This window comes from Gordonia sp. G4, from assembly GCF_057770005.1.
Map to the genome: position 1 here is coordinate 4,946,369 of NZ_CM173442.1, position 12,878 is coordinate 4,959,246.

Below are 12,878 nucleotides of genomic sequence, written 5' to 3' on the forward strand. Positions count from 1 at the left end.
GTGTGGCGCGCACATCCTGGCGACTCGCTGCTCGACCACGGCGCGTAGGTGTCGGGAAGGTGCCCACACGCCGGCCTGATGTCTGTGGTCAGCCGGATTGAATGGCGCCTATCACAGCACACCGACAGTTCCCGCCGCCCGCGTATCGTATTAATACTCTGTGCGACAATATGATTCAAATCCAGCGCAGCCCGGTTTTCGTGTACACTCGAACGTACATTCGCAGCAACGGTTCTTGGGGGGTTGGCCATGTCTGACGAGTCCGCGACGCCGCAACCGCGTGCCGTCGAGTTGGCGAGCGAGCTGCACGCGATCCTCGACGAAATGCAGTCGGTGGATCTGTCGCCGTGTACCGATGCCGAACTCGCTGAAGTGGCCGCCGATACCGAGAAAGCGATCGCACGGTTGACTGTTGCCGGTGACCGGCAGATCGATCAGGCCGAGGCCCGCGACCTGCCCCGCAAAGCGGGGTGCCGAACACTCATGCAGTACATGACCCACCGGCTACGCGTCTCCAACCCGATGCGACGCCGTAAGCACATGGACGCCACCGCCACCCGCACCAGCCTCGGCGGCGACATCCTGGAACCCGAACACCCCACCCTGGCCGAAGCGTTCGCCGCCGGAGCGGTCGGCTCCGCACACGTGCAGGCCGCCCTCGATGTCCTCGACCAGATCCCCCACGGAATCGACCACGACGTGAAAGTCGCGGCCGAACGCCAGATGGCCGAGATCGCCACCGACCACACACCCGCCGACATCACCCAACTCGGCGCTCGGCTGCTGGCTCATCTCGACCCCGACGGCACATTGGCTGATGACACCGACCAGAAACGACGCCGCAACCTGTGGATCGGCCGCCAACGCGCCGACGGCACCGCCAAAATATCGGGCTCGCTGACCCCCGAACTCGCCGCCCGGTTGACGATGATGTTCGCCGTGTGGGGCAAACCCGGACTCAACAACCCCGACGACCCCGCCTCACCGTCCGGACCGGCCGGGGCCGCTGACCCCGACGCCCTGACCACCGCAGCCGACCGTGACAGCCGTACTCCCGCGCAGATCAATCACGACGCGCTCGACGCCGCCCTGGCCGCAGGTTTCGCCGACGGGACCCTTGGAAAGTCGCACCGCGGATTGCCCGTGCAACTGATCGTCAAAGCCGACCTCGGCGACCTGATCCGCGAAGCCGGTCTCGCGACCACCGCGACCGGCACCCTGCTGCCCATCCCGGACCTGATCGCGATGGCCGGTGAGGTCCAACCGTGGTTGGCGATCTTCAAAGACGCCACCGCTGTCCCGCTGCACTTCGGGCGGGGAAAGCGTCTCGCCACCCGTGAACAGCGCCTCGTCTCCTTCGCCCGCCCCGACGGTGAAGTATGTTCGGCGCCCGGGTGTGATCAGCCCGCTACCCACGTCGACATGCATCACGCCCACAAGGATTGGGCGAAGGGTGGTCTCACCGACATCGACGACCTCGCCCCCGCCTGCCCACGCCACAACCGAATGGTCGGCGACCACCCCGGCCAATACACCACCCGCATCGCCCGATCCGGACCCGACGAAGGCCGCTGCGCCTGGCGATTGAACGCCGAACCCGGCGCACCGCCCAACCCCGAGCGCCTCAACCGCCGACCCGACATACCCCGGCGGTTCGCAGAGCATCTGAACACCGTGCGCGACGAAATCCACGGACCACTAACAAGGTCCGGCGATCAAGCACGCCCAGACCAGTCGCGCCCCGAGCCGACCCACCACCAAGACGCGCGCCGCTCATGGTCGCAAACCAGTCACGTCATCGACGTCCGACCACCACGATCCGGACCACCCCTATCCCGGCCCTCCCTCGTCGAGGCCCACCTCATGGAGCTACTCGCCACCCTCTGACCGCATCTGAGATCACGATCAGCTGGCACAGGATTCCGGCGGTCCCGAGTCGTCGGCCAAACGAGCCCAGAACCCTTGGGGAGGTGGGACCAGCGGCCAGCGCATCTCGATCAGCCACAGCGAGGTGCGTGAGTGACTGGCTGGCTGGCTCGCCGGCTGGCTGGCTGGCCAAAGACGATGCGAGATGATGTGCAAGTCATACCGGCGGACGACGCCGACAAGCCCGTCGCCGGTCGCGGTCTACCTCGATAGCCTCCGGTAGTGCCGAACTCACTATCGCCGATCCACCTCTGCTGCCTGCTCTGGGCGCGCCGACACGGCCGAAGCCCTGACCCGATACGAGGACACCGTTCTCGGCCTGCTCCCCGAGCACAAAGGCGTCGTGCTCAGCCGAGTGGTCGGTGACGGACACGACGGCTCGCCGCACGAGGTGCAGGTCCTGCGCATCGCCGACCGCGACGCACTCGAGGCTTATCTCGCCGATCCGCGCCGGGTGGCGCTCGCGGACGAACGGAACCGGGTGATCGCCCGGACGGAGGTCTTCGACGTCGACGTCCGAACCGACACCGGGTAGCCGAGCGACCTAGGGCGTCGGGATGTCCAGACCGAGGTCCAGGACGGTGACGGAGTGCGTCAGGGCGCCCACGGCCAGGTAGTCGACGCCGGTGCGGGCATAGTCGGCCGCGACGTCGAGCGACAGGCCTCCCGAGCTCTCCAGCTTGGTGCCCGGCGAACGGGTGTTGCGGCGCTGGACGGCCATCTGGGTCTCCCACGGCTCGAAGTTGTCCAGCAGGACCAACTGCGGTTCGAGTCCGAGGACCTCGTCGAGCTGGGTCAGCGAGTCGACCTCGACCTCGACCGGTAGGCCCGGCGCCGCCGCCCGGACCGCCTCCAGCGCCGCGGCGACCGAACCCGCGGCGACGACGTGGTTGTCCTTGATGAGGGCGGCGTCGCCGAGCCCCATCCGGTGGTTGACTCCCCCGCCGGCACGAACCGCGTACTTCTGCAGATGCCGCAGACCCGGAAGTGTCTTGCGCGAGTCGCGGATTCGGGCGTCCGTACCCTCCACCGCCGCCACCCAGGCCGCGGTGGTCGTGGCGATCCCCGACAGGTGCGAGATCAGGTTGAGCGCCGTGCGTTCCGCGGTCAGCAGCGCTCGCGTCGGAGCGTGGACGGCGAGTACGACGGTGCCGGGTTCAACGCGGGTTCCGTCGTCGACGCGCGACGTGATCGTGTACTCGCCCGCCCCGATCACCTCGTCGAAGACCGCCTCGACCACCGGCACGCCGGCGATCACACCATGCGCGCGGCTGATGATCGCCGCGTCGACGACCGCGTCGTCGGGCACCGTGGACGCGGTCGTGACGTCGGGCCCGTATCGGAGATCCTCGTCGAGCGCGGTCCGGATCAACGCGCGGACCTCGTCGGTGACCGCGGCGCCCAGTTCACCGCCCGCGGCCTGACCGACGAAGCCGTCGCCCGGTGAGGTCGTCGAGGTGGCCGGGTTGCTCACTCGCCCGATCCGGGGTTGCCGATCGCGATCATGCGCTCGACGCTCGTGCGCGCCTTCTCGGCGACATCGGCGTCGACGAACACCTCGTCGCGACCCTCCCGTAGGCACCGGAGCATGGCCGCCGGGGTGATCATCTTCATGTAGGGGCACGATGCCCGGTCGTTGACCGCCTGGAAGTCGACACCCGGTGCGGCCTTGCGCAACTGGTGCAGCATCCCGACCTCGGTGGCGACGAGCACCTGCTTCGCGCCAGTTTCGCGCGCGGCGTCGAGCATGCCGCCCGTGGACAGGATCTTCACCTTCTCCTCGGGCACGAAACCCTCGCCGGCCAGATACAGCGCCGAGGTCGCGCACCCGCATTCGGGGTGGATGAACAGGTCGGCGTCCGGGTGCGAGTTCGCCTGCGCGGTCAGCTCGTCCCCGTTGATGCCGGCGTGCACGTGGCATTCGCCCGCCCAGATGTGGATGTTTTGGCGGCCGGTCTCGCGCTTGACGTGTGCGCCGAGGAACTGGTCCGGCAGGAACAGGACGTCGCGGTCGGGATCGATCGACGCGACCACGTCGACCGCGTTCGACGACGTGCAGCAGATGTCGGTGAGGCCCTTCACCTCGGCGGTGGTGTTCACGTAGGACACCACCAGCGCATCGGGGAACTCGGCCTTCCAGGCCCGGAGTTCGTCCGCGGTGATCGAGTCGGCCAGCGAACATCCGGCGCGCTCGTCGGGGATCAGGACCCGCTTCTCGGGGCTCAGGATCTTGGCGGTCTCGGCCATGAAGTGGACGCCGCAGAAGATGATCTCGTCGGAGTCGACCTCGGCGGCGATCCGCGAGAGGGCAAGGGAGTCGCCGACGTGGTCGGCAACATCCTGGATGGCCGGGAGCTGGTAGTTGTGCGCGAGCAGCGTCGCGTTGCGCGCCTTGGCGAGGCGGCGGACCTCGTCCGCCCACTCCTGCGTCGGCTCCACGCCGGTGTAACCGCCCGGCGCGTCGTACCACGTCGCATCGACGAGCGCCGAGTCCTCGACTGCGGGCGCGGTCATCGACGTGAGGCGATCACTGGTGATGCTCATGTGCCACTCCTCTGGCTACCCGGCGACGAGTTCCGTCCCCGGGACGCTGGTTCCCCAGATCACGGGCCGTGTGTCCGAGGCAGGTTTTCGACTCATGGTCGAAAACGCTATGCATCGTAACATTCGCCACACTCCCGGCATTCCCATGACCTCGTCGCCGGCGTTCTCGGCGCGCGATTCAGGCGGACGACGAGTTCAACCACACAACAGAGCGTCGAGGTAGCGCTCGCCGAATCGCGACTGCACAACCCGCCCGATCGGCCCGCCCAGACGCGTGAACCAACGCCCCGGACGCGAGAACGCGACGACATGCCCGACCACGGTGTCGTCGTCGAGCCATTCCACCCAGAAGCGCTCTTCGCCGATCTCGGGATGGCCGGGCAGCGTGCCGTACGCGAAGCCGCGCTCGCGCGGGGCGTCGATCACCTCGACGACCCGGCACCGTGCGGTGATCGCGAGGGGGCCGAGACCGGCACGCAGGTCGACGTCGGCGTCGACAGTGGCCGCGGGCGTCGATTCGTCGACACCGAAGCCGGCACGACGATGCATGTCCCAATTCATGATTCGCCGGCCGGCCGTGGAGAAGCAGGCAGCTCCCGAGCCGATGACCCGTGACCGGCGCAGATGGTGGTAACCGGACGGGAGCGTCCCGGCCGTCGCGCCGACCTCGGGATAGGTGAGATCCGATCGGTTCGCGGTCACCCGACTCGTGCCACCTCGGCGTCGAGCACGAGCGCCAGATCGTCGAGTGAGGTACCCAGCGCGCGAGCAAGCGCCGCGATCGTGGCGAAAGCGGGCGTCGGCATGCGTCCGGTCTCGATCTTGCGCAGGGTCTCCGGCGAGATACCCGCGCCCGACGCCACATCGCCCAGCGGACGGTCGCCGCGCAACTCGCGGAGACGGGCGCCGAGCCGGCGGCCGGCCGCGATCTGTTCCGGGGTCAGGGGGTTACGCACCATGTGGCGATCCTAGCGGGTCCGGTATACAAATACCGAGACGCGGTGGTATTTGTATACCGACCAGCGATCCGAAAGAACGCAATGACCACGAGAGGACGGGAATGGTCGAACTGAAGTCGCCTGCCGAGGTGGCCGCCATGGGAGTGACCGGGGCGTTCATCGCAGATCTCCTCGACGACCTCGCCGGACGCGCCGACGTCGGGGTCAACCTCCTCGAGCTCGAGGAACGCGCGCGGAAGCTCGTCAACGACCGCGGTGCACAGTCCTGCTACTGGGACTACTCGCCGTCCTTCGGCCGCGGCCCGTTCCGCAATGTGATCTGCCTGTCGGTGAACGACGCTGTCCTGCACGGACTCCCACACGATTACGTCCTCGCCGACGGAGACCTGCTCTCGATGGACATCGCCGTCGCCATCGACGGCTGGGTGGCCGACTCCGCGCGCAGCGTCATCGTCGGCACCCCACAGCCCGACGATCAGCGCCTCGTCGCGGCCACGGAAGAAGCACTGGCCGCAGCCATCGACGCCGCTCGTCCGGGCGGTCGGCTCGGCGACATCTCGGCCGCGATCGGAGCGGTCGCCGCCGCACACGGGTATCGGGTCAACACCGAGTTCGGCGGACACGGACTCGGCCGCACCATGCACGAGGATCCCCACGTCGCCAACGTGGGCCGGGCCGGACGCGGCATGAAACTACGCCCCGGCCTGACCCTCGCGCTCGAACCGTGGTTCACGCTCGGTTCCGAGCGCATCAAGTTCGACGCCGACGGGTGGACCATCCGGTCGTTCGACGGCTCCCGCGGCGCGCACAGCGAACACACGATCGCCGTCACCGATGGCGAGGCGCTGGTCCTCACCTCGCACGGGGGCGGGTAGTCGAGGTCACCAGGTGGCTTCGACACGGCGCCTCGCTTCGCTCGGAGCCGGCTCAACCAGCAGGGGGTCGCCGACTCCTCCAGCGGAGGCACCAGCACAACCAGCCGGGGGTCACCAGCACAACCAGCCGGGGGTCACCAGCACAACCAGCCGGGGGTCACCAGCACAACCAGCCGGGGGTCACCAGCACAACCAGCCGGGGGTCACCAGCACAACCAGCCGGGGGTCACCAGCACAACCAGCCGGGGGTCACCAGCACAACCAGCGGGGGGCACCGGCTCAATTAGCAGGTGGGGCACTGGCTCAATTAGCAGGGAGGCGTCGACTCAACCAGCAGGGGCGCCAGCCGGGGGCTCCAACTCAACCAGCGGGGGTCAGCAGCAGGGCGCACCCTACAATCGGGCGCATGCCATCCGCCGGGTCCGAGCCACCCATCGCCGACGGTGCGACCCTCCGGGTGGAAGTCCTGAGCGTCGTCTTCCAGATCCGCGTACCCCAGACCCGGAACACGTCGGACACCGACGACCCGTCGTTGTGCGTCCTGCTGTCGCGGTCCGCCGACGGCGTGTGGACACTTCCCGGCGGCGGGGTCGGCGCCGAGGAGACGTTGTCGGCGAGCGCACGCCGGCTCGTCGCGGACGCGCTCGACGTCCGTGAGATCGCGCACCTGGAACAACTGTCGGTCTTCTCCGACCCGCACCGGGTGCCCACGGTCCGCACCATCGCGTCGACCTACATGGGCCTCGTGCCCTCCGACGCCGACGCGACACCCCCCGACGCCGCGGGCTGGTTCGCCGTCGACGGATTACCGCCCCTGGCCTTCGATCACGCCGGGATCGTCGAGGCCGCCCGGCATCGACTTGCGGCCAAACTCTCCTACACCAACATCGCGTTCGCGCTGGCCCCCGCCCGGTTCCCGATGTCGGCATTGTCGGAGATCTACTGCGCCGCACTGGGTTATCCCGTGGACACGACCAACCTGCTCCGCATCCTGAGCCGGCGCGCGGTGGTGGTCGCCACCGGGACCGTCGGCAAGACCGGCCGTAACGGGGGTCGCCCGCCGGCGCTCTACGCCTTCGCGGAGAAGGAGTTGCGCGTCACGGATGAGTTCGCGACGCTGCGCCCACCGATGTGAACACGTCCGCCGGCAGCTCGTCGGACTCGAGATCTCCGACGCCCAGATCGGCTGTCCGCGAGGACAACACGCAGACGAGGTACACCACGGCGAACGCGAACGGGGCGCAGATGAGCAGCGTCCACGGCTCGGCCGGGCCGGACCGCGTCGCGCCGTCGAGCCACAGCTCCGGCGCGACCCGGTAGACGGCGTCGACCGGCAGTGCGGTCGGATCGTCGTCGAACCGTGAGCCCGCGACCCACATCCCGACCGACGCCGCAAGCGCCGAACCTGCCACCGTCGCGAGGGCGGGCCACACGAATCCGGCGACCCCGCGCCACGTCCGGGCCGCAAACCACACGACGATGGCGGTGACCGCGCCGTAGGCGAACATCGTCAGGGCGAAGGCGCCCACGCCGGCGAAGTCGGCGGGGATGTCCTCGCGACGCAGACCCTCGAACACGACGCCGGTGGTCGGCGGGGTGAGGAGCGCCCAGACCACCCCGGCGACCACGCCGATCAGGGCCACGCCGACGGCGACCGCGGCCAGTCGCGAGACCGTGCGGACCGGCGGTTTCACCGGCGACCCAGCTCCGACGAGTCAACCGTCCCGTGCCTCGAGCAGCGGGCATCCCATCCGTCGGGCCGCACCTGGACCACCATCCGGCGACCGCACTGCCCACAGAAGCGAGGGGGTTCGAGACCCAACCGGGCGGCCGGCGGCACGGCGTCGGGAGCCTGCAGTTCCAGTTCGAGTCCGGTGAACACACCGAACCGGCACGGCTCGGCGAGAGGACCCGGGACGGTGTCGATCATGAGAACACGCTACCCATCGCTGCGACGAACCCGTCAGATCGTGTCGTTCAACGACTTGATCGGCATGGACAGATCACTGAGCAGATCGAGGTCGTCCTCGGCGGGCCGGCCGAGGGTCGTCAGGTAGTTGCCGACGATGACGGCGTTGATGCCGCCGAGGATGCCCTGTTTGGCCCCCAGGTCGCCGAGCGTGATCTCACGACCGCCCGCGAAGCGCAGGATGGTGCGCGGCAGCGCCAGACGGAAGGCGGCCACCGACTTGAGGGCCTCCGCGGCGGGGAGCACGTCGAGATCGCCGAACGGGGTGCCAGGCCTAGGGTTCAGAAAGTTCAGCGGCACCTCGTCGGGCTCGAGCGTCGCCAGTTCGGCGGCGAACTCGGCCCGTTGCTCCAGGGACTCACCCATACCGAGGATGCCGCCGCAGCAGACCTCCATGCCCGCCTCCCGGACCATGCGCAGGGTGTCCCAGCGCTCCTCCCACGTGTGGGTCGTCACCACGTTCGGGAAGTGGCTGCGCGCGGTCTCGAGATTGTGGTTGTAACGGTGCACGCCCATGTCGCGGAGCTGGTCGACCTGCTCCTGGGTGAGCATGCCCAGGCTGCACGCGATCTGGATGTCGACCTCGTTGCGGATGGCCTCGATTCCCGCCGCGACCTGACTGAGCAGCCGCTTGTCGGGACCGCGGACCGCCGCGACGATGCAGAACTCGGTCGCACCGGTCTTCGCGGTCTGCTTGGCCGCCTCGACGAGGGAGGGGATGTCGATCCACGCACTTCGTACCGGCGAGGCGAAAAGTCCGGACTGGGAACAGAAATGGCAGTCTTCCGGGCACCCGCCGGTCTTCAGCGAGATGATGCCCTCGACCTCGACCTCGGGCCCGCACCAGCGCATCCGCACATCGTGGGCGAGCTGGAGCAGTTCGGTCAGCCGGTCGTCGGGCAACCGCAGAACCCGGAGAACCTGCTCCTGATCGAGCGGCTCGCCGCGGTCGAGCACCTGGTCACGGGCGATTGCGAGGATGTCGTCCGACGCCGGTGCCGAGGTGGCGGCGTCGACTGTTGCCTGGGTCACTGGTGATACTCCTTGGATGATTGTTCCGCTGCGGGAACGTGTTACGGCGTCCGGACGAGCTGTTCCGGATGGCTGGGAGAAAGGGTCGCGAGCCACTCGTCGTCGAACCACGACGCTGCGTGGCGGCGGAACTCGCCGGGTTCGAGGTGCGTGGCGCCGGCGGGGAGGACCCCGACGACCGGCACCCCGGTCACCCGCGGCAGGTCGGTGCGGTTGCACCGCATCGCGAGGTCGGGATCGTCCGGCCACCAACCGATCACGAGCCCGGCGGGACGCAGACCGCGCGCCCGCACCGCGTTCACGGTGAGTTCGGCGTGATTCAGCGCGCCCAGCCCCGGCGCCACCACGACCAGCACACCGTCGACGGTGTCGGGAACGAGAGTGGCCGCGGCGATGTCGAGGATCGTGGCCGACTCCCCCAGCCGCACCAGCACTCCGCCGGCGCCCTCGACGAGGGTCAGGTCGTGTGACGCGGCCAGATCGTCCACGGCGCGGACGATCACCGCCGGATCGGCCAGTGGCATCCCGGCGCGGCGCGCGGCGGTGTCGGGCGCGAGGGGTTCCGGGTAGCGGAAGAGCTCGACCGCGGTGACGTCGCCCGCCAGGCGTTGCACCTCGGCGAGGTCGCCGGGTTCGTCGGGACCGACGCCGGTTTGTACCGGTTTGCATACGGCGACGCGCCCTTCGTGGCTCGTCGCTATCGCTCCTCGCACCTCAGGGAGCAGAGGATGGGCAGACGCTAACGCTCCTCGCACCTCAGGGAGCAGAGGATGGGCAGACGCTTGCGCTCCTCGCACCTCAGGGAGCAGAGGATGGGCAGACGCTTGCGCTCCTCGCACCTCAGGGAGCAGAGGATGGGCAGACGCTTGCGCTCCTCGCACCTCAGGGAGCAGGGGGTCGGCCACCTCAGGGAGCAGAGGGTCGGCCACCTCGTGGAGCAGGCAGGCAGCGGCGAGTGCCGCGGTGGCGACGGTCTTCCCGACGTCGGTCGAGGTCCCGGTGACGGCGAGGACCCTGCCGCGGCGTGCGGCGGTCACCGCGCACCGACTTCGCGCAGCGCGGCGTCGACGACGGCGGCCACGTGGTCGAGGGCAGCGGCTTCGAGGTCGGCGCGCACCGTGATCCGCAGCCTCGAAGTCCCGACCGGGACCGAGGGCGGACGGAAACACCCGACGAGGACGCCACGGTCCCGGCACGCGGCAGCAGCCGCCACCGCGCGTTGCGGATCCCCGACGACGATCGAGATGACCGCCGCGGCGGGCTCTTCGACGCCACAGGCGAGCGCCAGGCGACGGGCGTTGTCGCGCAGTCGGTCCGGCAACCCGGGTTGCGCCCGCAGGATCGTCAGTGCGGCATGCGCGGCGCCGACCGCGGCCGGGTTCAGGCCGGTGTCGAAGATGAAGGTGCGGGCGCAGTCGATGAGGTGCGAGCGCAGTAGCTCCGACCCGAGGACCACACCGCCCTGCGCGCCGAGCGACTTCGACAGCACGGTCGTGACGATGAGATCGGGAGCACCCGAAAGTCCCTGTTCGGCGACGAGTCCGCGACCACCCGGACCACGTACCCCGAGAGCGTGGGCCTCGTCCACGAGCAGGACGGCCCCGTGCGCGCGTGCCGCGGCATACAGATCCGCGACCGGCGCCGGTTGACCGTCGATGCTGTACACCGAATCGGTGACGACGAGCGCCCGGGCCTCGGTACGTTCGGCGAGGGCCCGCCGGACCGCCTCGTGATCGCCGCGGTCGACGACCACCACCCGGGCACGCGACAACCGGCAGCCGTCGATCAGCGACGCATGGGTGCCGGTGTCGCTGACGATCAGGTCGCCGCGTGTCGCCAGCGCGGTGATCGCACCGACATTCGCCAGGTAACCGGACGAGAAGACCAGTGCCGCATCGAATCCGAGGAAGTCGGCGAGATCGTGCTCGAGATCGACGTGTGCCTGGGTGGTGCCGACGACGAGGCGCGACGCCGTCGAGCCACCTCCCCACCGTTCCGCGGCGGCCCGCGCACCCGCGATCACTGCGGGGTGGGTCGACAACCCGAGGTAGTCGTTGGAACCGAGGTTGATCTCGTCGCCGGCCGCCCTGCGGACGTGTGGGCTGCGATGCAGGCCGGCCTCGGCGCGCGCACGGGCGGCGCCGGCCAGCCACGCCAGACCGATCTCTCCCCCGCCGCTGACCCGCGCATCGCCGTCGACCCTCGAATCCGGCTGCACCTGAATCGAAGTCATGACCGCACCACTGCCGGCTCGCGATCGCCGACCGTGGCATGCACGGCAGCGGACACTCCGCGCACGATCACCCCGATGTCCTCGGGTGTGCAGATGAACGGCGGCATCGTATAGACGAGATTGCGGAACGGCCGCAGCCATGCCCCGGCCTCGACGGCAGCGTCGGTGGCCGCCACCATGTCGACCGGGCGATCGAGTTCGACGACGCCGATCGCGCCGAGGACCCGCACATCGACGACGCCGTGGCGATCACGCATCGGTTCGAGTCCGTCGCGGAGCCCCCGCTCGATCGCCGAGACCCGCTCGGCCCACGGCGTTTCCAGCAGCAGTTCGATCGCTGCGACGGCCACCGCGCAGGCCAGCGGGTTGGCCATGAAGGTCGGGCCGTGCGCGAGTCCGCCCGCCTCCCCCGCACTGATCACCTGAGCGATCTCGGACGTGCACAGGGTCGCGGCGAGCGTGAGGTAGCCACCGGTGAGCGCCTTGCCGACACACATGATGTCGGGCGCGACGCCGGCGCCCGGCGCCGCGTCGGCCCCCGGGGCGGCGTCGGCCGCGAACAACGTTCCGGTACGGCCGAATCCGGTCGCGATCTCGTCGAAGATCAGCAGGACGTCGTGTCGGTCACAGATCTCCCGGAGCGCACGCAGATATGCCGCGTCGTGGAATCGCATGCCGCCCGCGCCCTGGACCACGGGTTCGACGATGACCGCGGCGAGCTCGTCGTGGTGCGCGCGCACGGTGCGCTCGAACTCGGCGACGTAGTCGGGCCGGAACTCGGCCGGCGGTGCGTCGACGAAGATCTGTTGTGCGAGAACACCCTTCCACATCGCGTGCATGCCGCCGTCGGGATCGCAGACGCTCATCGGGGTGAAGGTGTCGCCGTGGTAGCCGCCACGCCAGGTGAGCAGACGCGTGCGGCCGGACCGACCGCGGCTGCGCCAATACTGCAGCGCCATCTTGACCGCCACCTCGACCGACACCGACCCCGAGTCGCAGAAGAACACCTTCTCCAGGCCGGCCGGGGTGATCTCGACGAGGAGCTGCGCCAGCCGGGCGGCCGGTTCGTGGGTCAGACCGCCGAACATGACGTGCGACATCCGACCGAGCTGAGCGGCCGCGGCGGAGTCGAGTCGGGGGTGTCCATAACCGTGGATCGCCGCCCACCAGGAGCTCATCCCGTCGACCACCGATCGGCCGTCCGCGAGTTCGAAGCGGACACCCGAGGCCGAGGCCACGACCAACGGCCGGGTGGCCGCCGGCAGCGCACCGTAGGGGTGCCAGATGTGGTCGGCATCGATGCGACTGATCGCGTCGTGATCCATGAGGCACCTCCCGGC

Annotated in this window: 14 protein-coding genes; 4 read left to right on the forward strand and 10 right to left on the reverse strand. The window is 69.3% G+C overall.

Features of this window, described 5'->3' with window-relative positions; all coding sequences use genetic code 11:
- Positions 1-249: 249 nt before the first annotated feature.
- Both AC3B5T_RS22325 and AC3B5T_RS22330 read left to right on the forward strand, forming a co-directional pair.
- Entirely contained in the window at positions 250-1,887 is a 1,638-nt protein-coding gene (locus AC3B5T_RS22325) for an HNH endonuclease signature motif containing protein (RefSeq protein WP_488357933.1), read from the forward strand.
- Between the two features lie 382 nt (positions 1,888-2,269).
- The gene (locus AC3B5T_RS22330) at positions 2,270-2,461 is read left to right on the forward strand and encodes a hypothetical protein (RefSeq protein ID WP_277243790.1); all 192 of its coding nucleotides are present in this window, start codon (positions 2,270-2,272) and stop codon (positions 2,459-2,461) included.
- Between the two features lie 9 nt (positions 2,462-2,470).
- On the opposite strand, the gene nadC is transcribed toward AC3B5T_RS22330, so the two are convergent.
- From nadC to AC3B5T_RS22350, 4 genes are all read right to left on the reverse strand, one after another.
- Complete coding sequence (nadC, locus tag AC3B5T_RS22335) at positions 2,471-3,400, reverse strand: carboxylating nicotinate-nucleotide diphosphorylase (protein ID WP_431839639.1); 930 nt, start codon at positions 3,398-3,400, stop codon at positions 2,471-2,473.
- Positions 3,397-4,470 carry a quinolinate synthase NadA gene (gene nadA / locus AC3B5T_RS22340; protein ID WP_431839640.1) on the reverse strand — a complete coding sequence of 358 codons (1,074 nt, stop codon included), beginning with the start codon at positions 4,468-4,470 and terminating at the stop codon, positions 3,397-3,399. The genes nadC and nadA overlap by 4 nt, the downstream gene beginning before the upstream one ends.
- 195 nt (positions 4,471-4,665) lie before the next feature.
- Positions 4,666-5,172, reverse strand: coding sequence for a DUF1990 domain-containing protein (locus tag AC3B5T_RS22345; RefSeq protein WP_488357936.1), 507 nt, complete (start codon positions 5,170-5,172; stop codon positions 4,666-4,668).
- Positions 5,169-5,429, reverse strand: coding sequence for a helix-turn-helix domain-containing protein (locus tag AC3B5T_RS22350; RefSeq protein ID WP_055476572.1), 261 nt, complete (start codon positions 5,427-5,429; stop codon positions 5,169-5,171). Before AC3B5T_RS22350 ends, AC3B5T_RS22345 begins: the two co-directional genes overlap by 4 nt.
- A gap of 101 nt (positions 5,430-5,530) precedes the next feature.
- On the opposite strand from AC3B5T_RS22350, the gene map reads away from it, so the two are divergent.
- Together map and AC3B5T_RS22360 are read left to right on the forward strand one after the other, a co-directional pair.
- Entirely contained in the window at positions 5,531-6,304 is a 774-nt protein-coding gene (gene map / locus AC3B5T_RS22355; protein WP_165629925.1) for a type I methionyl aminopeptidase, read from the forward strand.
- 406 nt (positions 6,305-6,710) lie between these two features.
- A complete protein-coding gene (locus AC3B5T_RS22360) occupies positions 6,711-7,439 on the forward strand; it encodes an NUDIX hydrolase (RefSeq protein WP_055476570.1) in 729 nt (242 codons plus the stop codon).
- Here the strand turns inward: AC3B5T_RS22360 and AC3B5T_RS22365 are convergent.
- From AC3B5T_RS22365 to AC3B5T_RS22390, 6 genes are all read right to left on the reverse strand, one after another.
- Positions 7,402-7,998, reverse strand: coding sequence for a DUF2567 domain-containing protein (locus AC3B5T_RS22365; protein ID WP_488357937.1), 597 nt, complete (start codon positions 7,996-7,998; stop codon positions 7,402-7,404). The two genes, AC3B5T_RS22360 and AC3B5T_RS22365, sit on opposite strands and share 38 nt — an antisense overlap.
- The gene (gene bsaP, locus AC3B5T_RS22370) at positions 7,995-8,234 is read right to left on the reverse strand and encodes a biotin synthase auxiliary protein BsaP (RefSeq protein WP_055476568.1); all 240 of its coding nucleotides are present in this window, start codon (positions 8,232-8,234) and stop codon (positions 7,995-7,997) included. Before bsaP ends, AC3B5T_RS22365 begins: the two co-directional genes overlap by 4 nt.
- 33 nt (positions 8,235-8,267) lie before the next feature.
- Positions 8,268-9,305: a biotin synthase BioB gene (gene bioB / locus AC3B5T_RS22375; protein WP_058251749.1), complete on the reverse strand. Its 1,038-nt coding sequence runs from the start codon at positions 9,303-9,305 to the stop codon at positions 8,268-8,270.
- A 41-nt stretch (positions 9,306-9,346) separates the two neighbouring features.
- On the reverse strand, positions 9,347-10,030 hold the full coding sequence (bioD, locus tag AC3B5T_RS22380; RefSeq protein WP_254859655.1) for an ATP-dependent dethiobiotin synthetase BioD: 684 nt from the start codon (positions 10,028-10,030) through the stop codon (positions 9,347-9,349).
- A 308-nt stretch (positions 10,031-10,338) separates the two neighbouring features.
- The gene (locus AC3B5T_RS22385; RefSeq protein WP_055476565.1) at positions 10,339-11,538 is read right to left on the reverse strand and encodes an 8-amino-7-oxononanoate synthase; all 1,200 of its coding nucleotides are present in this window, start codon (positions 11,536-11,538) and stop codon (positions 10,339-10,341) included.
- Positions 11,535-12,863 (reverse strand): adenosylmethionine--8-amino-7-oxononanoate transaminase, encoded by a 1,329-nt coding sequence (locus AC3B5T_RS22390; RefSeq protein ID WP_055476564.1) that lies wholly within the window; start codon positions 12,861-12,863, stop codon positions 11,535-11,537. The genes AC3B5T_RS22385 and AC3B5T_RS22390 overlap by 4 nt, the downstream gene beginning before the upstream one ends.
- Positions 12,864-12,878 lie beyond the last annotated feature (15 nt).

What these genes read in the sequence shown, in the direction of transcription:
- AC3B5T_RS22325 (WP_488357933.1), top strand. Translation starts at nt 250, where the DNA reads ATGTCTGACGAGTCCGCGACGCCGCAACCGCGTGCCGTCGAGTTGGCG.
- nadA (WP_431839640.1), bottom strand. Translation starts at nt 4,470, where the DNA reads ATGAGCATCACCAGTGATCGCCTCACGTCGATGACCGCGCCCGCAGTC.
- AC3B5T_RS22350 (WP_055476572.1), bottom strand. Translation starts at nt 5,429, where the DNA reads ATGGTGCGTAACCCCCTGACCCCGGAACAGATCGCGGCCGGCCGCCGG.
- map (WP_165629925.1), top strand. Translation starts at nt 5,531, where the DNA reads ATGGTCGAACTGAAGTCGCCTGCCGAGGTGGCCGCCATGGGAGTGACC.
- AC3B5T_RS22360 (WP_055476570.1), top strand. Translation starts at nt 6,711, where the DNA reads ATGCCATCCGCCGGGTCCGAGCCACCCATCGCCGACGGTGCGACCCTC.
- bsaP (WP_055476568.1), bottom strand. Translation starts at nt 8,234, where the DNA reads ATGATCGACACCGTCCCGGGTCCTCTCGCCGAGCCGTGCCGGTTCGGT.
- AC3B5T_RS22385 (WP_055476565.1), bottom strand. Translation starts at nt 11,538, where the DNA reads ATGACTTCGATTCAGGTGCAGCCGGATTCGAGGGTCGACGGCGATGCG.
- AC3B5T_RS22390 (WP_055476564.1), bottom strand. Translation starts at nt 12,863, where the DNA reads ATGGATCACGACGCGATCAGTCGCATCGATGCCGACCACATCTGGCAC.